This window comes from Burkholderia sp. Bp8963 (genome assembly GCF_003854275.1).
GTDB lineage: Bacteria > Pseudomonadota > Gammaproteobacteria > Burkholderiales > Burkholderiaceae > Burkholderia.
Map to the genome: position 1 here is coordinate 1 of NZ_QTQP01000081.1, position 22,690 is coordinate 22,690.

Consider the following 22,690-nt stretch of genomic DNA (forward strand, 5'->3'; position numbering starts at 1 on the left):
CCTGGTCCCAGACACGTCAGACCAACGGGTTCCTGGAAGCCATCAACGGCCTGTTTCAGGCCGCCAAACGACGTGCTCGCGGCTACACGAACTTCGAAACTATGCGCACCGTGCTGTTCCTGATCGCAGGCAAGCTCGACTTCACTTCGATCAACCCGCATACCGCATAACCCATTCAGATTTCAAAAGAGCCAAAAAGATTGTCCGATCCGAATTGTGCGCGTACATTTCAGGCCCGCGCCAAATTTTGAGAAATATCAAGAGTGGTTTTCCCGAATCTGGCGTTCGAGAGAAGGAAGCATGCGTAACGACAACACTCCCCATTCGCGTCGCGCCGGCGACGCTGCCGCAGGCATCACGCGGCGCCAATGGCTGCAGGGCGCACTCGCGCTGACTGCCGCGGGCCTCACCGGCTCGCTCGCGCTGAAGGCACTGGCCGATAACCCGGGCGCCGCGCCGCTCGATACCTTCATGACGCTGTCCGAAGCGTTGACCGGCAAGAAAGGGCTGAACCGCGTGATCGGCGAGCGCCTGCTGCAGGCGCTGCAGAAGGGTTCGTTCAAGACGACCGACAGCCTGTCGCAACTCGCGGGCGCATTGTCCGCGGGCACGCTGAATCCCGACCAGGAAGCGCTTGCGCTGAAGACGCTCGAGGCGTGGTACCTCGGCATCGTCGACAACGTCGTGATTACCTACGAAGAAGCATTAATGTTCGGCGTCGTGTCGGACACGCTCGTGATCCGTTCGTATTGCCCCAACAAACCCGGCTTCTGGGCCGAGAAACCGATCGAGAGGCAAGCCTGATGGCCGATACACAACAAGCCGACGTCGTCGTCGTCGGGTCGGGGGTCGCGGGCGCGATCGTCGCGCATCAGCTCGCGATGGCAGGCAAGTCGGTGATCCTGCTCGAAGCCGGCCCGCGCATGCCGCGCTGGGAAATCGTCGAGCGCTTCCGCAACCAGGCGGACAAGATGGACTTCATGGCGCCGTATCCGTCGAGCCGGTGGGCGCCGCATCCGGAATACGGCCCGCCGAACGATTACCTGATCCTGAAGGGCGAGCACAAGTTCAACTCGCAGTACATCCGTGCGGTGGGCGGCACGACGTGGCACTGGGCCGCGTCCGCGTGGCGCTTCATCCCGAACGACTTCAAGCTGAAGACCGTGTACGGCGTCGGCCGCGACTGGCCGATCCAGTACGACGATATCGAGCATTACTACCAGCGTGCGGAGGAAGAGCTCGGCGTGTGGGGGCCGGGGCCCGAGGAGGACCTGTACTCGCCGCGCAAGCAGGCGTATCCGATGCCGCCGCTGCCGCTGTCGTACAACGAGCTGACGATCAAGACCGCGCTCAACAACTACGACCCGAAGTTCCACGTCGTGACCGAGCCGGTCGCGCGCAACAGCCGCCCGTACGACGGCCGGCCGACCTGTTGCGGCAACAACAACTGCATGCCGATCTGCCCGATCGGCGCGATGTACAACGGCATCGTGCACGTCGAGAAGGCCGAGCAGGCCGGCGCGAAGCTGATCGAGAACGCGGTCGTCTACAAGCTCGAGACGGGCGCGGACAAGCGCATCACCGCGGCGGTCTACAAGGACCAGACGGGCGCGGACCACCGCGTCGAGGGCAAGTACTTCGTGCTGGCCGCGAACGGCATCGAGACGCCGAAGATCCTGCTGATGTCGGCGAACCGCGATTTCCCGCACGGCGTCGCGAACAGCTCCGACATGGTCGGCCGCAACCTGATGGACCATCCGGGCACCGGCGTGTCGTTCTACGCGAGCGAGAAGCTGTGGCCGGGCCGCGGCCCGCAGGAAATGACGTCGCTGATCGGCTTCCGCGACGGTCCGTTCCGCGCGACCGAGGCGGGCAAGAAGATCCACCTGTCGAACATTTCGCGGGTCGATCAGGAAACCCAGAAGATCTTCAAGGCCGGCAAGCTGCTGAAGCCCGCCGAGCTGGACGCGCAGATTCGCGACCGTTCCGCGCGCTACGTGCAGTTCGACTGCTTCCACGAGATCCTGCCGCAGCCGGAAAACCGCATCGTGCCGAGCAAGACGGCGACCGATGCGATCGGCATTCCGCGTCCGGAGATCACCTACGCGATCGACGACTACGTGAAGCGTGGCGCGGTGCATACGCGCGAGGTCTACGCGACGGCCGCGAAGGTGCTCGGCGGCACGGACGTCGTGTTCAACGACGAGTTCGCGCCGAACAACCACATCACCGGCGCGACGATCATGGGCGCGGATGCGCGCGACTCGGTCGTCGACAAGGACTGCCGCACGTTCGATCACGCGAACCTGTTCATCTCGAGCAGCGCGACGATGCCGACCGTCGGCACGGTGAACGTGACGCTGACGATCGCGGCGCTCGCGCTGCGGATCTCGGACACGCTGAAGAAGGAAGTCTGACCGTGCTGAAACATACTCTCTCCTTCCTCGTGGCCGGCTGCCTCGCGTTGCCCGGCCTGGCCCGCGCCGACGACGCGTCCGGCAGTGCCGATGCGGCGCTCGTGAAGCGCGGCGAATACCTGGCGGTTGCCGGCGACTGCATGGCGTGCCACACCGCGAAGGGCGGCAAGCCGTTCGCGGGTGGTCTCGGGATGCCGGTGCCGCTGCTCGGCAAGATCTACACGAGCAACATCACGCCCGATCCGGACACAGGCATCGGCAAATGGACGCTCGAGGATTTCGAGCGCGCGCTGCGGCATGGCGTGTCGAAGAACGGCGACAACCTGTATCCGGCGATGCCATACGTGTCGTATGCGAAGATCAACGACGACGATGTGAAGGCGATGTATGCGTACTTCATGCACGGCGTCGCACCGGTCAGCCAGATGCCGCCGAAGAACGAGATCCCGGCGCTGCTCAGCATGCGCTGGCCGCTGAAGATCTGGAACTGGCTGTTCTTCAAGGAAGGCGCGTACGAGCCGAAGTCGTCGCAGAGCGTCGAGTGGAACCGCGGCGCGTATCTCGTGCAGGGTCTCGCGCACTGCGGCACGTGCCACACGCCGCGCGGCTTCGCGATGCAGGAGAAGTCGCTCGACGAGACGGGCGGCAGCTTCCTGTCGGGCTCGCTGCTCGCGGGCTGGGACGGCTACAACATCACGTCGGACGCGAACGCGGGGATCGGTGGCTGGACGCAGGCGCAGCTCGCGCAGTACCTGCGCACCGGCAGCGTGCCGGGCGTCGCGCAAGCAGCCGGCCCGATGGCCGAGGCGGTCGAGCACAGCTTCTCGAAGATGACCGACGCGGACATCGGCGCGATCGCAACGTACGTCCGCACGGTGCCGGCCGTTGCCGACAGCAGCGTGAAGCAGCCGCGTTCCGCGTGGGGCAAGCCCGCCGAAGACGGCCTGCGGCTGCGCGGCGTCGCGCTCGCGGCGTCGGGCATCGATCCGGCGCGGCTCTATCTCGGCAACTGCGCGTCGTGTCACCAGATGCAGGGCAAGGGCACGCCGGACGGCTACTATCCGTCGCTGTTCCACAACTCGACGGTCGGTGCGTCGAATTCGACCAACCTCGTGCAGGTGATCCTGAACGGCGTGCAGCGCAAGGCCGGCAGCGAGGATGTCGGGATGCCGGCGTTCCGTCACGAGCTGTCGGATGCGCAGATCGCCGCGCTGACGAACTACCTGACCGGACAGTTCGGCAATCCGGGCGCGAAGGTGACCGAGCAGGACGTCGCGAAGCTGCGTTGATCTGACGTGGCGCGGCGCGCGATGGCGGGCAGCACACTTACTCGAGAGGAGGGCGCGCAGCACATCGGGCGGCGCCCGATGCGGTTGTTGCAGAGCAGGACGGGCGGTGATCGCCGCCACCCGTCCTGGTTCGTTGACACGCGGATGCGCGGCTGCCGCGCATCCCCTTCGTTGAGCGACACCATGATACCGAGACAATCCTTTCTCGCGTCCCAGCGCGACGTGCTGCTGTTGCTTGCCCGCATCCTGATCGTTATCCTGTTCATCCTGTTCGGCTGGCCGAAGCTCGCACATTTCTCCGGCACAATCGCGTACATGGGCAAAGTCGGTGCTCCCGCGCCGATCATCGCGGCCGTGATCGCCGTCGTGATGGAGCTGCCCGTCGGCATCGCGCTGCTGCTCGGCTTCTATACGCGTCCGCTCGCGCTGCTGCTGGCGCTCTATACGGTCGGCACCGCGCTCATCGGCCACCACTACTGGACGATGTCGGGTGCCGAACAGGCGAGCAACATGATCAATTTCTACAAGAACATCGCGATCACCGGCGGCCTGCTCGCGCTCTGCGCGGCCGGCCCCGGGCGTTTTTCGATCGATCGCGACTGACCGGGCGCGCGCATGGGGCGCGCGCCGTACGGTGAAGATACCGAGGGGGCAATACCTTGCGAGTCAAACACTTCGCATTGCTGATGGCGGCGGCCGCGCCCGCGGCCGCTGTCGCGCAGACGAGCGTGACGCTTTACGGCCGGATCGACGGCGGCGTCGAATACCTGAACCACATCGCGACGCCGAACGGCAGCGCGACGCGCTGGAGCGCGGAGGGCGGCGACTGGGGCACCAGCATGTTCGGCCTGAAGGGCTTCGAGGATCTCGGCGGCGGGCTGTCGACGGTGTTCGACCTGGAAACCGCGTTCCAGGTGATGAACGGCACGACGGGCGGCGGGCGCATGTGGTCGCGGCGCGCGTATGTCGGCCTGAAGAGCAATTCGTGGGGGCAGCTGCAGGCCGGCCGCAACCTGTTCATCGACAGCGACGGCGTGTGGGAATTCGATCCGTTCGTCCAGCAGGCGTTTTCGTCGGCGTCGCTCGTGCGCGGCCGCAACTGGCAGCAGACCAGCAACAACATCGAATATCACAGCCCGGTGATCGGCGGCTTCGACGTGCAGGCGCAGTATGCGTTCGGCAACCAGTCGCGCGGCTTCAACTACGGCGCGCCGGACGACTTCGGCCGCTCGGACGGGATCATGATCTCGTATCACTCGCCGTTGTTCGACGTGCGCGGGATCTACGACGAACTGCGCGACCGCAACGGCAAGTTCAGCAACATCTTCTCGAGCTCGCGCGAATACTTCGTCGGCGCGAACGTGAAGGTGTCGCAGTTCAAGATCCAGGGCGCGTATACGCACTACCAGGCGCCCGACAGCCCGGCCGGCGTCCCCGATCGTGCCGACCACTACTGGCTCGGCGCGACCTGGACCGCGAACCCGGAATGGGCGGTGACGGGCGGTGGCTACTACGTGAAGGTCGGTGACGGCGGCGGCGATGCATCGCACGATCCGTCGGGGCACGCGATGATGTACGTGCTCGGCACGACCTACAACCTGTCGAAGCGCACGTTCCTGTACGGCACCGTTGCGTACGTGCGCAATAGCGGGAACTCGAACTTCTCGCTGCTGGCGACGCCGCGCGACGCAAACCCGAACACGAGCCCGATGGCGGGTGAGTCGCAGACGGGCGCGTATGTCGGGATGATGCACAACTTCTGATCGGCGCGTGCCGGATCAGAACGTGCACGCATCGGTCGTCGTCAGCGTCGCGAACGGTCCGTCCAGCGTCGCGTTGTGATGTGCGACGATGCGCTCGGCCGACAGTGCCGGCGTGTCCATGCAGGTATGCGCGTCGGCGACGAGCACCGCGCGAAAGCCGAAATCGGCTGACGCGCGGCACGTCGTGTCGATGCAGTACTGCGTCTTCATTCCGGCAATCACGATTTCATGCACGCCGGCGGCATGCAGCCATTCGGCGAGTTGCGTGCCCGCGAAGCAGTTCGGCCGCATCTTCTCGAAGACGATATCGCACGCCCGGTCCACCTCGAGCTCGGGCAGCAGCGGCGTGAGCGGTCCGTTCGGATCGAGCGGCGAACCTGCCGGGCCGACGTGGCGCGCGGCAAAAATCGGTGCGTCGGCGTCGTGTGCCGCGCGGATCAGACGGTTGATGTTCGCGAGCACGCGTTCGCCGTCGTGCGGCCGGTCGGGGCCATGGAACAACCCGACCTGCATGTCGACGATCAGCAGGGCGCGCTTCAGTGGGACAGCTTCGGACATGGCGTTTCTCCTGAACGACCGGTCGGGACGGAGAAACGACAAGACCCCGTCCGGAACCGGCGGGGCCTTGGGGGCTGGGTGACGCTACGACCTTGCGTGCACTCGCCTCACGGCCCGCCGAAGGCGGTCGTGCGCGTGGTAGTGACGAGGGTCGGGGCGTTGTGCATGCATGTGATCATGCAGGACGCGGCGGCCTGGCGTCAACTGCGTGATTGCTGCGGCCAGTTGCCAGTTGCCGGTCGCGGGCCTGTCGATCCATCCGTCAATCAAGCGACTTGCCCGCCTTTTCATCCATGCAGCGCAGCGCGAGCAGCGTCAGCACGCCGCAGCCGATCGCATACCACGCGGGCGCATTCGGATTGCCGGTCGCCGCGATCAACCACGTGACGAAGAACTGCGCGAAGCCGCCGAAGATCGCGACGCCGACGCTGTACACGAGCGCGCCGCCCGTCGCCCGCACCGCGCGCGGGAACAGTTCGCCGAGCATCGCGCCGGTCGCGCCGATGTTGATCGCATGCACGACGGACAGTGCCGCGATGATCGACAGCAGCGACGCGGCCCCCGGCCAGCGGTTCAGCGCGATGAATGCCGGATAGATCGCGGCCATCAGCACGACGCGCGTCCACCAGACGATCCGGTTACGGCCGTACACGTCCGACAGGTGGCCGCCGATCGGCGTGACGAGCATCAGGATCGCGCCGGCGACGCAGCCGGCCGTCATCGACAGCCAGGTCGGCAGATGCAGCACCTGCACGCCGTAGATCGCCATGTAGAACACGATGATGTAATGGATCGACGTGCCGCCGATCGTGACGCCAAGCCCCGCGAACACGGCCTTGCCGTGATGGCGCAGCACATCCGCAAGCGGCAGCGACGCGACTTTCTCCTGCTTCGCAGGCATCGCGGGCTTTGAGGCCGGTACTTCCTCGACGGTATGACGCAACCAGTAGCCGACCGGCACGAACAGCGTGCCGATGACGAACGGCACGCGCCAGCCCCAGCTTTCGAGCTGCGCGGCGTTCAGCGTCGACGTCAGCGCGACGCCCGTCAACGCACCCGCGAGCGCGGCGAGCCCCTGGCTCGAGAACTGGAACGATGCGTAGAAGCCGCGGCGATGCTGCGGTGCCTGTTCGACCAGCAGCGTCGTCGACGCGCCCACTTCGCCGCCCGACGCAAAGCCCTGCAGCAGGCGTGCGAGCACCAGCAGTAGCGGCGCCGCGATGCCGATCTGCGCATAGGTCGGCGCGACCGCGATCGTCGCGGTGCCGAGCGCCATCAGCAGCAGCGTCGCGATCATCGCGCGCTTGCGCCCGACGCGGTCCGCATACATGCCGATCACGAGCCCGCCGAGCGGCCGCGTGACGAAGCCGACGCCGAAGCTCGCCACCGCGAGCATCAGCTGGCCGAACGACGAGTGCACCGGAAAGAACAGCTTGCCGATCAGGATTGCGAAAAAGCTGTAGACGGTGAAATCGTAGAACTCGAGCGCATTGCCGACCGCGGCGGCGGCGATCAGGCGGCGTTTCTTCGCGGCGGCGCGCGCGTCGGCCGGCGTGCCGGCGAAATTGAGGGCGGACGTTTCCATGGAGCTCCCGATGAACGCGAGACTGCGTGATGAAGGATCGTCAGGCCGCGAGCCAGGCTTCGGCGACGCGGACCCAGTAGCTCGCCCCGATCGCGAGAATGTCGTCGTTGAAGTCGTAGCCGGGGTTGTGCACCATGCATCCGCCCTTGCTGCCGATCCCGTTGCCGATGAACGCGTAGCAGCCGGGGCGCGCTTCGAGCATGAACGCAAAATCCTCGCTGCCCATCAGCGGCGCGGCATCGGCCTCGACGCGCCCGGCGCCGAGCATCTGGCGCGCGATGTCGGTCGCGAACGCGGTCGGCTCCGGGTGGTTGACGAGCACGGGGTAGCCATAGTCGTACTGCACGTCGGCCGTCACGCCGAAGCTGTCGGCCTGGCCCTTCGCGAGCGCGTCGATGCGACGCGCGAGCAGTTGGCGTACGTCGGCGCTGAGCGCACGCACCGACAGCTTCATCACGACGGTCTCGGGAATGATGTTGAAGGTCTCGCCGGCCTGCACGCTGCCGACCGTGATCACGGCCGCCTGCTGCGCATCGACCTCGCGCGCGACGATCGTCTGCAGCGCGACCATGATGCTGCCGGCCGCCGACATCGGATCACGCGCATAGTGCGGCATCGCGCCGTGGCCGCCGACGCCGCGCAGCGTGATCGTCACGCGGTCGGCGGACGCCATTGCAGCACCCGTGCGGAACGCCATGTCGCCGGCCGCGCGGCCCGGCATGTTGTGGATCGCGAAGATCGCGTCGCACGGGAAGCGGTCGAACAGGCCGTCGTCCATCATCGCCTTCGCGCCGCCGAAGTTTTCCTCGGCGGGCTGGAAGATCAGGTTCAGCGTGCCGGAAAACCTGCGCGTCGCCGCGAGGTGTCGCGCCGCGCACAGCAGCATTGCGGTGTGGCCGTCGTGGCCGCACGCATGCATCTTGTTCGCATGGCGGCTCGCATACGGCAGGCCCGTCGCTTCCGCGAGCGGCAACGCGTCCATGTCGGCGCGCAGGCCGATCGTGCGCTGGCCTTGGCCCTCGCGCAGCACGCCGACGACGCCCGTCTTGCCAAGGCCGCGGTGCACTTCGTAGCCCCAGCCGGCAAGCAGTTCGGCGACGAGATCGCTCGTCAGCGTTTCCTCGAACGCCAGCTCGGGATGCGCGTGAATCCTGCGGCGCACGTCGATCAGGTCGGGTGCGATCGCGGCGATGCCGGGGATGACGGGGTTCGCTGGCTGCATGGAGTCTCCTGTGGGGCGCTTGACTTGGGCGTTTGACGCGCATATGACGTCGAAGCATATAAATTTCTTTCGCGCACCATAAGCTGATAAATTGCTTTGGTGCTCACCACCGGTTGCCGCTAGGGAACACCCTGATCGAAAGCCTGCGACGGGCATCCGGGTTTTCACGAATCACGCGCTGTGCCATGAAATATCATCAGCTGAAAGCGTTCGTCACCGTCGCGGAGGAGGGCAGCATCCGCGCGGCTGCGCGGCGCCTGAACGTATCGCCGGCGGCCCTGACCAAGGCCGTGAAGGAACTCGAGATCGCGCTCGGCGTGTCGCTCGTCGTGCGTACCGCACGCGGCGTGCAACTGACGGGCTTCGGCCAGCAGCTCCAGGTGCGCGCGCGGCTGATCGTCGCCGAGATGCAGCGCGCGCGCGACGACATCGAGCAGGCACAGGGCGCGATGACGGGATCCGTCGCGGCCGCCATCACGCCTGCCGCCGCGGTGACGATCCTGCCCGACGCGTTCCGCGCGTTTCGCCGGCGCTTCCCGTTTGCCCGCGTGAGTCTCGTCGAAGGCTTTCCGGGCGTCGCGCTGCCGCGGCTGCACGACGGCTCGCTCGATTTCGCGGTGGCGGTCGTCGTGCCCGAATTGCTCGCGGCCGAGTTCGATCACGCGGAACTCTATTCGAGCCGCTCGCTGATCGTCGCGCGCAAAGGGCATCCGCTCGCATCGGCCACGTCGCTCGCCGATCTCGTCGATGCCGACTGGCTGATGAACCCGTCGCCGGAAAGCTCGACGCAGGTGCTGTTCAACTGTTTCGTCGCGAACGGGCTGCCGGTGCCCACGCGGATCGTCGAGTGCCCGAGCTTCGGGCTCGCGCACAGTCTGATGACGGGTTCCGATCTGCTTGCGTCGATGCCGGAACAATTGCTCGATGCCAACTGGGCGCGTGACCGGTTCACGGTGCTGCCGATCCGCGAACGGCTGCCGGCCGTATCCGTGCAGGTCATCACGCGACGCGACAGTCCGCTTACGCCGGCCGCATCGATGCTGCTCGACTGCCTGCGCGATTCCGCGCGGCGGCAAGGGTTGCGGTGAACAGGGGAGGCGCCCCCGATGAATTATCTAGTGATCCTTATCATGTTGCGGAGCCCGCAGCCGCGATGCGTCCGCGCACGCGGGGCGACCTCCTCGCAACACGCGATTTCGTCACGCTGCCCGCGAGCCGGTATCATTACGGCCGGCCGGCCGGCAGTGTCGGCCGATCTCCAACAACATCGAAAATCAGATTCCAGCTTTCAGAGGCGTCACATGACCAGTGCAACCCAATTCGACAACGTGTCGGTCGTCAAGCGTGCCAATGTCTACTTCGACGGCAAGTGCGTATCGCACACCGTGCTGTTTCCGGACGGCACGCGCAAGACGCTCGGCGTGATCCTGCCGTGCGCGCTCAATTTCGGCACCGACGCGCCCGAATTGATGGAAGTGCAGGCCGGCAAGTGCCGCGTGAAGCTCGATGGCAGCAGCGAATGGCAGACCTACGGCGCGGGCGAGTCGTTCTCGGTGCCGGGCAAGAGCCGCTTCGACATCGAAGTGCTGGAAACGCTCGACTACGTCTGCAGCTATCTGTGACGACGTCGGCGCGCGCTGCCGCGCAGCGCCGGTATCCGGCCGACCTTGCGCGCAGTGAAGCGCGCCGGCGGTCAAAATGAAAAGCCCCGCGCAACGCGGGGCTCGTGTCGTCGAGGACGGCGCGAGGCCGTCCGAAGGGCGCGTTACAGGCAGGCGTTGATGTCGCCGGCATCGGCGCCCGCACCGCGGAGGCCGACCCACGTCTTCGCGCTGGCGGTCTGCGCCGGGCGGACCATCGCGGCGGCGCCATTCGGCGGTTGCTGGCCCGGTGCGTAAACGTCGGTTGCGAGGCCGTTCGCGAGCACGTTCTGCGAGACGACCTGTTGCTGGGATTTGTCTGCCCAGGTCTTCGCGATACATGCCGACACTTCCTGAGCGGGTTTCTGGCTCTGTCCCACGTTTTGCACGGCCGGCGACGGATCGGCCGCGTGAGCAGAAATTGCGACAGTCAATGCGATGAGCGGTAAGTATTTCACGTTATCTCCCTCGGGTCGTGATTGATGAGTGGGATGCGCAGCAGTACTGCACAAGTGAGATCGCACCGTGCGAACCGGGTTCCGGCAATTCCGAAACAAGATGTTAATGCGCTTGCCAAACGGTGGATCCGATGCCGCGCGTAGCGCATGCGACGCGTTCGCACACGCGCGCGGTGACTTGCAGCGTCACGTGGTGGTCTCGCTTCCCGAGCTTGTGTGAGGGTGTCGGCCGTGGCGGGCGGCATCGATGATGCATGCCGCGCTACGACTCGTTATCGTGGACTGAATGTGTGAAGGCCCCGTCGCATGCGACACATGATGACAAACTTTCGTCTGTCGAACTGTCAAGCAACTTTAAACGCGGGGCTTCGATACGCGGTGAACGTTCGCAATCGCGCACGCGCGAACGTTCCGGAGATCGGTGACGCTGCCGGCGGGGGCCGGCAGCTATGAGAGGGCAGGCCGGATCAGCCGGCCTTGTGCGGGGCGCCGAGGCGTCGGCGCGTGTTGGCCGGCATGATCGGCCGGAAGCGCTCGCGCTTGTGTTCTTCGTCGAAGTGCTGCAACGCCGGCTTGATCAGATCGCTGCGCGACACGAGGCCCGTGAGGCGCAGCGATTGCGCATCGTCGACGACCGGCAGGCGTTCGAGGCCGAACACCGCGAGACGCGTCGCGACGAGGCGGCAGGTCTCGTGCGCGAGCGCGACCGGGGGCGCGCGATCGGGCAGCAGGTTCGCGACCGGCGTATCGGGCGTGTACTGCGCACGCTGCACGTCGAGGTGCGCACGATCGATGACGCCGAGCAGGCGGCCGTTCTGTACGACCGGATAGGCGCGGTGCGTCTGCTTCGTGCCGAAGTATTGCGTTTCGACGTGCTCGAGCGTCGACGTACCGTCAATCGTGACGATTGCATCGGCGTGCGTCATCACCTCGCCGACGTCATGCCGTTCGAGCGGATCGACGCCGTATTCGCGGTAGATGTGATAGCCGCGGCGCGCGATTTTCTCGGTCATGATCGAGCGTTTCATCACGACGGTCGCGAAGCCGTGCGCGATCAGCGTCGCCGCGAGCAGCGGCAGCAGCGCGTTCGTATCGTGCGTGAGGCCGAACGCAAACACGATCGCGGTCAGCGGCGCGCCGAGCGTCGCACCGAGCGTCGCGGCCATGCAGACGAGCGGCCACAGCGCGGGATCGCCGCCCGGCAGCACCGGCGACAGCACGGTGCCAAGGCCCGCGCCGAGCATCAGCAGCGGGGCGAGCACGCCGCCGGACGTGCCCGAGCCAAGCGCGATCACCCACATCACGGCCTTCACGATCAGCAGCACGAGTGCGATCTTCAGTGCGATGTGCTGGTGCAGCAGGTCGCCGATCACGTCGTAGCCGACGCCGAGCGCTCGCGGTTCGAGCCAGCCGCCGATGCCGATCACGATCGCGCCGAGCGCGGGCCACCACATCCAGTGCACGGGCAGCTTCGCGAACGTGTCCTCGACGCGGTAAAGCGCGGCCGACAACCCGCACGCGAGCATGCCGGACAGCAGCCCCGCGACCACGCACGACAGCAGCGCGACCGGTGACGGCGCGGCAGTCGTCAGCGGAAACAGCGGCTCGACGCCGAAGAACACCACGCGCGCGAAGCCGGCCACGGCACAGGCAAGCGCGACGGGCAGGAAGCTGCGCGGGCGCCATTCGAACAGCAGCAGTTCGACGGCGAGCAGCACCGCGGCGACCGGCGTGCCGAACACGGCGGTCATGCCGGCGGCGGCGCCCGCGACGAGCAGCGTCTTGCGCTCGGCGGCGGTGACCTTCACGCATGAAAAAAAACCCCAATAAAGTTCTTCCCTGAACCCGTTTACACCCGCCAATTTGATCAAAATCGTCGCTTTTTTAAGCGCAAGTGATGATTTTTCCGTGCGCGTGAACCCGATTGGGGCGGCATTCTAGCGAGCGAACCCGGTTAAGTCCGCAAACATCTTGCGTGGATCGTCGCCACAATCGGGTTCATAAAGCGCAGATTCATGATTAATTCTCATGGCTGACGGGGTTATGACGGCTCGCGGCCAGGTCGACTGCTGGCCGTTACTGAGATTTGAAAAGTCTTCAACGCGGAATGCGAGCGTAAGAAAATCGCGCCCTGTATTTAATTGCCGGAATTGAAAATGTCGGCGTTCGGCTGACCATCTCGTTAACTAATTTTATCAATTAATATTAATTTCTGAGTGTAGTTGTAAATAAACTCGGCATGTTGTCTGGGGTTTCGGGAATCTTATCAAGTTGGTTGCGTTGGCAGTGGCGTGGAAATTTGATAATTTTAGGCGGCTGGGAGGGCGAGGTGGTTGTTAAGTTCGGGTTGAGGCAGGTCTCGTCTTGTTTTCAAATAAATTCTTATAATTGATAAGGCAATAAATTTGCTTTTAGTTGGAATTGATAAAATAAAAAGGAAAGTATGAAAGAGCTTGGGGGTATGACTAGACCTTCCTTTGAGTTTGGCTATCTTGTGCGTATAACCACGAAGGAGAGGGGGCGGCAGCGCGACGGCGACTCAAACTAGCTCCCTCTTGTGACTAACTCCGCAGTATCGTCAAAACCGTCAAGGGAGTGCGTGATGAAGAAGCCATCGAAGGAGGAACTCGATTTCCTTCTTGAAGGATCATCCTTGACGTCCCTCGGAAGGGATTTTTCATATGGAGCATTTGATAGAAAGCCGCTCGGACCATGCCCGGTGACGCTCCCACACTGCCTCAGCGCCGCGATTTCGAGCATTGGGACTCAGCGGCAAACTTATCTCAATAACTTCATCGGGCAATCGGCACTTATGTATCTGATGGAGGGCTATGACTCACCCGTACGCTATTACGTTACTTGGGTATTTGAGGGGACGGTAGCTCGGCCGGTAGCGAGCGATAAAGACGGAGTGACGACATCCAAGGGGAAATTTCGTCCCTTCGTGCTTGCGTATTATAAGGGGCGAATAGCTTTTCGAGACGTCTATCCGAAAGCACATCTGGAAATGGAGGCCAAAAAGGATAATCCGGTATTCCGCCTTGAGGGCGGCGTCTGGGTCAGTGATGTCAGGCGGGAGGCCGTCGCGCATCTAGGTATAGATTACGAGGTCTGTTCGTCCGAGAGCCTAGGGAAGTGCATCCTAGCTAACATGGCTGGTCTGTATCGGCACGCTGTCGTTACGTATCAGGTGAAAGACCCTATTGCATGCCAGAGAACATTGGAGCACCTCAATGATGTAGGTTTTTCACTCAAGGCGGACTTGATTGATCACGGAATAATAACGGCAGATGATCTTAATCATCTTGTGGCGACCAGGCAGCTGTTTTTCCCCCTCGCAGAGTTGAGGTATTTCGATATAAATAACTGCTATGTATTTCGGGATGAAAATGCATATCTGTCGTACGTCGGGCAACGCGCTGCGCTCAACAACGGATTTCTCGAGTGGGGGGACGGCGAGACCATCCAGGAAGGAGGCGACGTACAATATTACGGCAATCCAGCAAAGGTCGGAAGAGTGACCAAGGATGGATTAGAGATCCTACTGGGGGAGCACCGGATCAATCTAAGTGCGGCCAATGCAGCATTACTGAAACGAGAAAAGGTATTAGTGCGCAAGCCGGTGGAACCAACTTCAATTCCTCCGATGCGGTCGACGGAACTGCGGGAAGCGCAATTTCGCGATTCTGTTCTTGGTGGATATGTCAAACCGATTTGGCCAGACTGGCATCGAAATCGCGGCAAGCCGATAAGTGTAGATACCCTGGCGGACTGGCGAAACTGCAAGGAACATGCTGAGGCGAAAGGGCTTGATCGCTTAGAGGCGCTTCGTCCAAATTTTCACATGCGTGGTAGTCACGGCCCAGTGATTCCAGAGACTGAATCCATTCTCGTTGACGTCCTTCGAGAAGCGGAGCAAAGCAACACAACAAGCACAGTCAGCAAGTGGTACCAAGTCTATAAGGATAGAGTGTTGGCCGCTGGATACGGATTGGACAAGGTCATGGCGTACGACAATTTTAGAATCCGTGTTCATAACCACTCGCCGACTCTGTTCATTCGAATTCGTAAAGGGGAGTCGGCCTGCTATCAGCTTAGCGAATTCTCACCATACAAGAAGAACGTATTCTTTGACGGCGACTTGCATTGCGCTGTTGCGCAAGCTGATCACATGAGTATTGACATCGGTCTGGAGCACGCGCTTCATCACAAACCTGTCGAGGGGAAAGCACTTTGGCTGACTGTCATGGTAAACATCTCGCCAATTTTTCCACTGGCGCATGTGCTCACGATGCATCGGACGAACGCCTCAACCACACAGCTGCTTTTGCTGGAATGTATTAGGCGAAACGGGTTTTTGCCGCCGTTTGTGATCATGGACAACGAGGGAAATTTCGACTGCCTGCCGATGCATGCCGTCCTATGTCGCGCAGAATCGAGTGCTGCATGGCGCGGCGCCCATAAACCACGGCACGGCTCGGAAGTCGAGTCGTTTTTTCATAAAGTAAGCGTACAGATGCTGCGGGGGGTTGTCGGGAGTTACCTAGGCGTGCAGGATTTTGAGAGGTTGAATGCGGCGAAGCTTGCGCGAAATAAGGACTTGATGACTTTGCCTGAACTGAACGTCTATCTAGATACGCTGTTTTACGAACATTTATATAACGCTCCAGGTCCAGACGGGCGCACCCCTAATGAATACATTGCGGAAAGTCGCAAATACAACGGTGAATTTCATCTCAAGCCGCTGAAGATAACACAAAACTGGCGCAGGTACTACATGCCACCGATAAGCAATGACGGAAGCCGCAAGATCCGCCCCGGTGGAACAGTTGTAGGATAAAACATCCTGTACCAGGATGACGAGCTAAGATCATTTGTCGACAGGCGTTGTTTTGTTCACCCGGATAGATTTAGTCCGGGCACCGCATATCTTTTCGTACCAAATGCAAGCACCGGAACTCCCATCAATGAAAATTCGGGAAAGTGGATAACTGCCAAGTCAGATTTTGCTGATTTATTCTCGTGTTACTCATACAACGAAGTTTTGGCAGCGAATATGGAAGCGCGTGAGCTTCGTGCCGGCCGCAGGGGTTCCAGTTCGCGTAACGACAGTGATGTTTGGGACATAAACCGATGCGCGGCGGAGGCGCTGAAAAACATCCAGAATGACGTTGACAGGCAGGAAAAACGCTACCGTCACGCCGAGACCATTTTGGCAATGAATCCAGAGTTGCGTCCTTCCGCAAGTAAGGAACCCGCAAGAGGAGGCCTTAAGCTCGTTCATTCCGCTTCGATCGATGTCAGTGGCGTTAGTTGTGACCCGAACGATTCGATTTGAGTTCGCACCGTGACGGTGCGGGCTTCCGTGGTCCAGAAAATGGAGGAAGGTATGGCTTTGAGTCGAGAAAAAGCCAGGAAACTCAGCGATGCCGCTCCGGTTGAGGATCCGGATGCTAGGAAGATGAGCCTTGAATTGAACGACTGGATCTACAAGAATCGCTATTTCGTTGAGGCGCAAAATGGGTTACTGGCGCTTGCTACATCGGAAGTGCCGAAACTCGTTGTGGTTTTCACAGGAGTACGGCGTACGCAAAAGTCCACGGTGGTCAAGGCGGTTCGTGCAATTCTCGACGATCGGGCAGCGACTGTTGGGAAGGCACTTGGCTCACTGGCAATCGGAGTTCCACCGTTTGATCGCAACGGGGCAATAAACTGGAAAGAGGGCGGCAGAGATGTATTGCTGCCTGTCATTGGTGGGCTAGCTGATAGCGTGGTTCCAATTCCACCCTTAGAAATGGGCGCTTTAAACCTTCGCGAGGTTCGATATAAAAGGGGTTCCGAGTTGGCTTACCTGTCGGCGATAGCGAGTGACATGGCGGCAGAGGCCATTCCCTTCTTCATTGATCACGCACACATCATTCACAGACTTTCATCATCTGGCAGAGTAAAAACGTTCTTCGCTGTTTTGGCGCGTCTCGTAGACAAGGGTAAGCACCCAGTGGTGCTCGTTGGAGGTCCGGGCTTGGCATTACTTTGTGCCACAGCGGTAGACGTCAACGTAGAGTACCTCGAGATGAAAAGTTACCTGACAGACCAGGACGGGCTCTATGAGATCGCCAAACTGCTTGACGCGTTTGAACAGAAGGTTGGAGAGAGGTTTTGTGAAAAGGGCCTACTGAAGAGTCACACTTCCGAAATTGCTACGATGGCAGATGCGCGTATCGGGGTCATGGTTGATGCGCTGAAGTCATCGTTTGAGCAAGACTGTGTTTGGGTGCATGGAAGGCTGACCTGGGCAACGGTACAGCTGAAACTAAAGGCTGCTCTTGCAGATGCTCTGGAATTCGAGTCAGAGCGAGTGGAATTTGAACGCCACGCCAACCTCCACTTTGCATCAAGGTTCAATTCAACAAGTCAAGAATCGAAGCGAAGCGCTGCCTCGGGCGAGAGCACCGATGGTCAGTCGGAAAGCAGTGGGACTAAAAGCGATTTCGCTAAGGCCAGTGATGACTCGAATGCCGCTGAGCCAACCACGGGTGACTCGTCTGACGAAGCTACCGCCGTACCAGGCGCAGTCGAAACCGAGATGCCGAAGAGGCGTCGTGGACGCCGTCGTCGTGTAGGACGGACCAAGCAATCCAATCGACCACTACATCCACATGGCGAACCTCAAGATTAGACGTATTGATCCCCTGAAGGCCGGTGATGTGCTTGTCGAGAGCAGCAGCAGCGTTCTCGTGCGAACAGCGGAAGCCAATCACGTCGTGGTCTGTGATCTAGTCGATTTTCTCAAATCCGCCTGTCCAGACGCTGAGCGCGTGTCTTGGCCTAATTCGCTGGCATTGTTTGACGGATTAGATGGAATCAATCCGATATCGCATGAAATAGGTAGTTCAGAAGCGATGCGACATCTGTTGGGGGACCTACGAAATCACACGTTCGAACCGATGTCAGGGCTGGTATCGGGGCGACGGATAATTCGAGGCTACAAGGCATGGTGCGCACAATGTCTCCAGCACGCTTACGTGAATTTCAGGACCGTGTACGAGCCGCTATTGTGGCGTGTTGCCGAGGATCGTAGTTGCATCGTTCACCAAACAGAGTTGGAAACGCAGTGCCCCGCGTGCGGCGCAGGTAATCTCCGGATACTTACCGCGACAAGCCGCATCGGTTGCTGCACAAAGTGTGGAGCGTGGCTCGGGTGCGCTGCGCACGGTAAGCGAGCTAGTGACTCCGACTATCTTCGGTCCATTTACGTTGCCGACCTCGTCGCAAGTTTTCAGCGGGAACCTCGATGTGACATCGGTAGCCAGGAGGTGCTTCGTCGGCTTCGACATCATTTTTTTGAGGATAGTACGCGGCTAATGTCGTTGGGGCTTGGCGTGGATACCAATCAAATATATACGTGGCTTGGAGGTATCGCGAAGCCGGCGCTGGCTAAGTGGGTCGACATTTGTTCGACTGTCCAGATACTGCCTAGAGACCTGTTGCAGCTGGAACCGTTTACGCCGCCGGAGGGTAGAGTTCGAGCCTCGCAACGACGACATGAGCCAACTGAGCTTGGGGCAAAGCTGCAGGCGACGCTCGCATCACAACCGAATCCTTCATTGTGGATTGCATGTGGGCGAGACACGGCCACTTACCAAACTGCCAGAAGGTTGTTTCCAAATCTCGTTCATCAATACAGCGAGAAGCAAAGACGATATCGAGAGGATCAAATGGAGCGATGCGAAAAATTTCTGAACATGGCGCTTGCGTCTGATGATTTGATCGGCGCAAGTGACGTCGCGAAACAAACCGGTGTCGATGTCCAGACGCTACGACGGTTCTTCCCAGCGAAAACGGTTGAGTTAGGGCGGCTGTATGTCGAAAAAAAGAAGCAACTTTGCCTGTCTCGCATCGAGTCCCTACGGCTAAAAATTAGGGATGGAATCAATAGAGTAGATGGTGCCGGGCTCGAGATTAGTCGGCAAAACATAGCAGTCGCATTGGGACTCCAGCGCCACGAAAGACTTTCCGGGGAAATGCTCGAGCTGATCAGAGAAGAATCTTATGCTCATGTCGCTGGAGACGCAGTTCGCCGGAGCAATGAACGCTTCCTGAGAGGCAAGGGGTACTCGCGAATCGTGAAGGATGAGGGTTGACCGCTCCGTTGTATTGAATCGAGTCTCGACGAAGTGTCGAAGAGGGTTATCCGTGGGCCTCAGATGGCAACTATGAGCATCGGATCGTACTTCGGATTTCCCCACGTTGAGCAACATTCGTCGCTTGCACGAATTCCATCTCGTTTCGGCGATCCAGCCGGATTGCATATCACTCTACAACGTCCCAATTTGTAGTCTGACGAGCGATGAGCATGTCCGTGCGCCCAGAGATCGACCCAGCGAGCCAAATAGCTGAGTTCGCTTGCAAACTGACAGTCAGCAAGCGAGAGAGCGACGTTGCCAAGTGAGAATCGATGTGGTGCGTGATGTGTCACCACCACAGTTTTCCCGCTAAACGGTTGAGCCAGCTCTGTCTCCAGCCACGAAGTTGACGCAAGGTGCTCGTCAAACGCATCGTCAACAGAAAAATTTCGGTGACCGTTCCATCCTATCAGGCCATAGTCGGGGCACCTTACCTCGGCCCACTCCATCGCATCGGTTCGATTGTGGGTTAGGCTGAAGTCGGTCCAAAGAATGGTACCGAGAAACCGCACGCCACCGAGTGTAAGCTTCTCGCGCTCAAGAAAACGAATTGATGTGTTAGCGAACTTCTCCCTTGCTTGGCGAATGGCTGGCCAATACTGACGGTAGTACAGGTCGTGATTGCCCGCGACGTAAATAACCGGTGACGGCCACGTTGCGAACGTGTGACCGAGCCGCTCGATACGGTCGATGTCGCCCGCCAGCACCAGGACGTCTGCGGCAGTTTTTTCAGGGATCGGTCGGAATCCCCTCTGGCCTCTCCACTTCTCGAGATGCAGGTCTGAGGCGAGCTGGATTCTCATGGCTGATCTCCAATTGGATAGGCTGCGCAGGGGTGTACAAAAAACATGATGAATGAATCGAGGCCTTTACCGATCGAGGAGTGAAGGGGCCGATGAGGGAGGGGATTGACTGTTTTTGAGCGTACTATAAAACATGATGAAGTCAAGATGGACCTGGATAAGACCGACCGACGGTGTGTCTTCTTGACATCCGAACTTCATCGAATATCATGTTTTATAGTACGTCGAAAAATGGAGCAGTAGCATGAATTTCTCTCCTCAATCGATGGGTGGAGGGCGAGTTGAACAGCTGAGCAGCTTCGCAATTCGCTGCGCGGAACAAATCTCGGTCTGCTTCATTGACTTCTACAGGGAAAAGATCGCGCCGCTGTTCTTCGAGGGGCGGGCACTGCCTCAGCGCGTTACCGTTCGAAAGGGAGCGATCATAGACGGTACCCTTGGCGCAGCGGAGGAGTGGGCGAACGCGTTGAACCGATTTACGGGGCGAAGAGACCTCCAGACTTGCACGTTACTACCGTGGCGAGATGTCCTCGCACCTCGAAGGCTTGCGAGGGATTCACGTGCGTGGTGTTCGGTGTGTCTCGAAGAGATGAGAGTCAAGGGGGAGCCTGTATACGAACCATTGGTTTGGAGGTTCCGCGAGGTAGATGTCTGCCCTGATCATCGTGCACGCCTTGCTACAGTCTGCCCCGCATGCGGGCGCGGCCGTCAGCACACGTTTTCCGCGACAGCACGAGTGGGATGTTGCCGCTATTGTGGTTCGTGGATGGGACGCGCGGAGGTGTCGGACGTCGCTCTGCAAGTGACGGAGCATGAGACGTTCTACGCGCGGACCTGTGAGCAGATGTTGGAACTTTCGTCCACCTTCGACGAATCGCAGTTCTTGTCGTCGGATTTGGCGGTACAGGCATTGCGAGATGTTTTTTTCGGCGGGCGTGGGAGCACGATGGCCAAGGCAATCGGCCATGGCCCGAGACAAGTGAACAAGTACCAAGAGGGGGCGGCACCGGCACCTCTGAATGTGTTTCTGCGAGCGGCGTGGGTCACGGGGGCTACCCCTGAGCAGATCTTTGTGACTGGGCGGTTTGATTGTCAAGGTGCTCCGAGAGAGACCGTGTTCGACGGTTATCGAGCAAGGAGCGAGCGAACGCTTGGGCGGGGCGAGCTTCGTCGCGGACTGGATGCTGCACTGGCCGAGCCATCAGGCGCTTCAGTTCGGAGTGTCGCTCTCCGCTTAGGCATCGACCCGACCGTGATTTGGCGTAGTGAGCCGGCGCTGGCCGCGAGACTTTCACGTGCCTATGCGGTACATGTGGCGGAGGAGTCTCAACGAAAAAAGGCGTCGTTTGAGCAGTCGGTTCTAAAGGTTGCGGAGGAGTTTCGGGCGTGCGGGAGACGGCCAACCTTGGATGAGATGAGGGAAGCACTCGGCGGTAGCGCCTGCTTCATCAATCCGTGGCGGCGTCACGTAGTGATTCGCACGCTCTATGCCGTATTCGGCGGAGGGGCCATCTAGTCGCGAGGTTCATTTCGCCGTCACCTTGGGTGATTGAAGAGGCTGGAGGCGCGAACTCGTGGCCGTATACAAATGCGTGGGTCAAGTTGGAATTTGCAAACATGTTTGTCGCCAAACTAAGGCTGTCGAGATGCCCATTTACAGGACTAGTTCAGTCGAGGACGAACCGACGATTTATCTCGCGCATTGGTCCGTTCGGAAAACTGGAGATGGCACTCTCCACCTAGTCGGGGTCAACCTGGTGACGCAGGACGGTCGAGTCAGCACATCGGTCAAGCAATTCGATACCGAGCGGCGGGTTGCATTGACTGCGAGCGGGCGCCGCTACGAGCTCATCGGTGCCGGTGGGTATGACGCGGATGCCGAGTACGTATGGAATTGGGCGATCAGGGCTTGGCGAATTGCCGTATGGACCGATGTGACCGCTGAGCTTGTTCCGGATTGGCGTCATGGTCTACCCGCGCTTTAGAGTGCCCGTAGTTTAGCGCCGGTCCTAGTTCACGCCGGTTCGGTAACCGGAGTTTTGGGAGTTGCGACGATACATCGCTGGCAATTCAGATTCCGAGCGTTAGCCCGAAAAGTCCCACCGATCGTCAAAGTCGACGTTCGTTTGGATGAGGTAAGTCCTACTCGCCGACCGTCGGTGAGACGTCCAGATATTCTCTTGCTTGGCGCAATGGCAGCGTGCCATAGCTCGGGGTTTGCGAATGCGGATCAAGACCGATCGTGCAGACAATGCCGGAAAATACCAGAAACGCCTGATGCGGGCGCTCGCGGTCGCAATCGACAAGGGCCTGAAACAGAGTCTCGACGCTATGACCCCGCGCGCGTATGTTGAAATAAGAACAACGTCGCCATTCGAACTGGGGCTGCGGCTCAAGCGGATGCTGCGAGACGAACTGTACGAACGACATCGCGAGGAGAGCAAACGGGCATCTGCGGATGAGATGGAGGAAAGCAAGTGAGCAACATCGACCACGAGCAGCTTGGATATAGCTATATATCCAGCCATGTCGGTTTCATTTCGGACCGTTGTGCGAAAGGCTGCACCCGGGCTTTCATGCGGCCATGGAGCTACAGGATACGCGGCATCCGCTGCAGTTGTGGGCCGTCCGCGAATGTAAGCGGAGGTGTCAGAAATCTTGTGTGCTGAGGTCGGTTAAAAAATCTCAGCTGATGGCGGCGGTGAATCGCTCGCCGAACAGAATGGCGAACTGATTGACTGCTTGCCGCCAGGTGATAGGCGGCATCTT

The 22,690-nt window shown here is 60.5% G+C and carries 18 protein-coding genes and 1 pseudogene; 13 read left to right on the forward strand and 6 right to left on the reverse strand.

What is annotated here, in order from left to right:
• The 6 genes from DID96_RS35305 to DID96_RS35335 form a co-directional block, all read left to right on the forward strand.
• On the forward strand, positions 1-170 hold a 170-nt coding region (locus DID96_RS35305; protein ID WP_148094503.1), incomplete at its 5' end, for a transposase.
• A gap of 130 nt (positions 171-300) precedes the next feature.
• Complete coding sequence (locus DID96_RS35315; protein ID WP_124603813.1) at positions 301-804, forward strand: sugar dehydrogenase complex small subunit; 504 nt, start codon at positions 301-303, stop codon at positions 802-804.
• Positions 804-2,417 carry a GMC family oxidoreductase gene (locus tag DID96_RS35320; RefSeq protein ID WP_124603814.1) on the forward strand — a complete coding sequence of 538 codons (1,614 nt, stop codon included), beginning with the start codon at positions 804-806 and terminating at the stop codon, positions 2,415-2,417. The genes DID96_RS35315 and DID96_RS35320 overlap by 1 nt, the downstream gene beginning before the upstream one ends.
• Before the next feature lie 2 nt (positions 2,418-2,419).
• Entirely contained in the window at positions 2,420-3,706 is a 1,287-nt protein-coding gene (locus DID96_RS35325) for a cytochrome c (RefSeq protein ID WP_124603815.1), read from the forward strand.
• 183 nt (positions 3,707-3,889) lie between these two features.
• The gene (locus DID96_RS35330) at positions 3,890-4,309 is read left to right on the forward strand and encodes a DoxX family protein (RefSeq protein WP_124603816.1); all 420 of its coding nucleotides are present in this window, start codon (positions 3,890-3,892) and stop codon (positions 4,307-4,309) included.
• 56 nt (positions 4,310-4,365) lie between these two features.
• On the forward strand, positions 4,366-5,469 hold the full coding sequence (locus tag DID96_RS35335) for a porin (RefSeq protein WP_124603817.1): 1,104 nt from the start codon (positions 4,366-4,368) through the stop codon (positions 5,467-5,469).
• Between the two features lie 15 nt (positions 5,470-5,484).
• Here the strand turns inward: DID96_RS35335 and DID96_RS35340 are convergent, their stop codons facing one another.
• The 3 genes from DID96_RS35340 to DID96_RS35350 form a co-directional block, all read right to left on the reverse strand.
• Positions 5,485-6,027: a cysteine hydrolase family protein gene (locus DID96_RS35340; RefSeq protein WP_124603818.1), complete on the reverse strand. Its 543-nt coding sequence runs from the start codon at positions 6,025-6,027 to the stop codon at positions 5,485-5,487.
• A gap of 262 nt (positions 6,028-6,289) precedes the next feature.
• On the reverse strand, positions 6,290-7,612 hold the full coding sequence (locus tag DID96_RS35345) for an MFS transporter (RefSeq protein WP_124603819.1): 1,323 nt from the start codon (positions 7,610-7,612) through the stop codon (positions 6,290-6,292).
• 40 nt (positions 7,613-7,652) lie between these two features.
• Positions 7,653-8,834 (reverse strand): M20 aminoacylase family protein, encoded by a 1,182-nt coding sequence (locus DID96_RS35350; RefSeq protein WP_124603820.1) that lies wholly within the window; start codon positions 8,832-8,834, stop codon positions 7,653-7,655.
• A 185-nt stretch (positions 8,835-9,019) separates the two neighbouring features.
• Here DID96_RS35350 and DID96_RS35355 point away from each other — a divergent pair, with 185 nt between their 5' ends.
• Entirely contained in the window at positions 9,020-9,922 is a 903-nt protein-coding gene (locus tag DID96_RS35355; protein ID WP_124603821.1) for a LysR substrate-binding domain-containing protein, read from the forward strand.
• Between the two features lie 213 nt (positions 9,923-10,135).
• Positions 10,136-10,456, forward strand: coding sequence for a pyrimidine/purine nucleoside phosphorylase (locus tag DID96_RS35360; RefSeq protein WP_006478890.1), 321 nt, complete (start codon positions 10,136-10,138; stop codon positions 10,454-10,456).
• Positions 10,457-10,599: 143 nt separating this feature from the next.
• On the opposite strand, the gene DID96_RS35365 is transcribed toward DID96_RS35360, so the two are convergent.
• Together DID96_RS35365 and DID96_RS35370 are read right to left on the reverse strand one after the other, a co-directional pair.
• Positions 10,600-10,932, reverse strand: a complete 333-nt coding sequence (locus DID96_RS35365; protein ID WP_124603822.1) for a hypothetical protein — start codon at positions 10,930-10,932, stop codon at positions 10,600-10,602.
• Positions 10,933-11,399: 467 nt separating this feature from the next.
• Positions 11,400-12,743, reverse strand: a pseudogene (locus tag DID96_RS35370) (chloride channel protein); the annotation flags it as partial.
• A gap of 791 nt (positions 12,744-13,534) precedes the next feature.
• Between DID96_RS35370 and DID96_RS35375 the strand changes: the two are divergent.
• The 3 genes from DID96_RS35375 to DID96_RS39250 all read left to right on the forward strand — a co-directional run bounded on the left by DID96_RS35375 (position 13,535) and on the right by DID96_RS39250 (position 19,076).
• The gene (locus DID96_RS35375; RefSeq protein ID WP_124603823.1) at positions 13,535-15,772 is read left to right on the forward strand and encodes a hypothetical protein; all 2,238 of its coding nucleotides are present in this window, start codon (positions 13,535-13,537) and stop codon (positions 15,770-15,772) included.
• Positions 15,773-16,321: 549 nt separating this feature from the next.
• Complete coding sequence (locus tag DID96_RS35380) at positions 16,322-17,611, forward strand: hypothetical protein (protein WP_124603824.1); 1,290 nt, start codon at positions 16,322-16,324, stop codon at positions 17,609-17,611.
• A 703-nt stretch (positions 17,612-18,314) separates the two neighbouring features.
• Positions 18,315-19,076 (forward strand): hypothetical protein, encoded by a 762-nt coding sequence (locus tag DID96_RS39250; protein ID WP_260464136.1) that lies wholly within the window; start codon positions 18,315-18,317, stop codon positions 19,074-19,076.
• Between the two features lie 59 nt (positions 19,077-19,135).
• Here the strand turns inward: DID96_RS39250 and DID96_RS35390 are convergent, their stop codons facing one another.
• Positions 19,136-19,921: a metallophosphoesterase family protein gene (locus tag DID96_RS35390; protein ID WP_124603826.1), complete on the reverse strand. Its 786-nt coding sequence runs from the start codon at positions 19,919-19,921 to the stop codon at positions 19,136-19,138.
• A gap of 265 nt (positions 19,922-20,186) precedes the next feature.
• Between DID96_RS35390 and DID96_RS39675 the strand changes: the two genes are divergently transcribed.
• Both DID96_RS39675 and DID96_RS35400 read left to right on the forward strand, forming a co-directional pair.
• Positions 20,187-21,437: a TniQ family protein gene (locus DID96_RS39675; RefSeq protein ID WP_409333843.1), complete on the forward strand. Its 1,251-nt coding sequence runs from the start codon at positions 20,187-20,189 to the stop codon at positions 21,435-21,437.
• A 707-nt stretch (positions 21,438-22,144) separates the two neighbouring features.
• Positions 22,145-22,402, forward strand: a complete 258-nt coding sequence (locus DID96_RS35400) for a hypothetical protein (RefSeq protein WP_124603828.1) — start codon at positions 22,145-22,147, stop codon at positions 22,400-22,402.
• Positions 22,403-22,690 lie beyond the last annotated feature (288 nt).

What these genes read in the sequence shown, in the direction of transcription:
- DID96_RS35355 (WP_124603821.1), top strand. Translation starts at nt 9,020, where the DNA reads ATGAAATATCATCAGCTGAAAGCGTTCGTCACCGTCGCGGAGGAGGGC.
- DID96_RS35375 (WP_124603823.1), top strand. Translation starts at nt 13,535, where the DNA reads ATGAAGAAGCCATCGAAGGAGGAACTCGATTTCCTTCTTGAAGGATCA.
- DID96_RS35315 (WP_124603813.1), top strand. Translation starts at nt 301, where the DNA reads ATGCGTAACGACAACACTCCCCATTCGCGTCGCGCCGGCGACGCTGCC.
- DID96_RS35340 (WP_124603818.1), bottom strand. Translation starts at nt 6,027, where the DNA reads ATGTCCGAAGCTGTCCCACTGAAGCGCGCCCTGCTGATCGTCGACATG.
- DID96_RS35320 (WP_124603814.1), top strand. Translation starts at nt 804, where the DNA reads ATGGCCGATACACAACAAGCCGACGTCGTCGTCGTCGGGTCGGGGGTC.
- DID96_RS35345 (WP_124603819.1), bottom strand. Translation starts at nt 7,612, where the DNA reads ATGGAAACGTCCGCCCTCAATTTCGCCGGCACGCCGGCCGACGCGCGC.
- DID96_RS35390 (WP_124603826.1), bottom strand. Translation starts at nt 19,921, where the DNA reads ATGAGAATCCAGCTCGCCTCAGACCTGCATCTCGAGAAGTGGAGAGGC.
- DID96_RS35350 (WP_124603820.1), bottom strand. Translation starts at nt 8,834, where the DNA reads ATGCAGCCAGCGAACCCCGTCATCCCCGGCATCGCCGCGATCGCACCC.
- DID96_RS35360 (WP_006478890.1), top strand. Translation starts at nt 10,136, where the DNA reads ATGACCAGTGCAACCCAATTCGACAACGTGTCGGTCGTCAAGCGTGCC.
- DID96_RS35400 (WP_124603828.1), top strand. Translation starts at nt 22,145, where the DNA reads ATGCGGATCAAGACCGATCGTGCAGACAATGCCGGAAAATACCAGAAA.
- DID96_RS35380 (WP_124603824.1), top strand. Translation starts at nt 16,322, where the DNA reads ATGGCTTTGAGTCGAGAAAAAGCCAGGAAACTCAGCGATGCCGCTCCG.
- DID96_RS35330 (WP_124603816.1), top strand. Translation starts at nt 3,890, where the DNA reads ATGATACCGAGACAATCCTTTCTCGCGTCCCAGCGCGACGTGCTGCTG.
- DID96_RS39675 (WP_409333843.1), top strand. Translation starts at nt 20,187, where the DNA reads ATGGGTGGAGGGCGAGTTGAACAGCTGAGCAGCTTCGCAATTCGCTGC.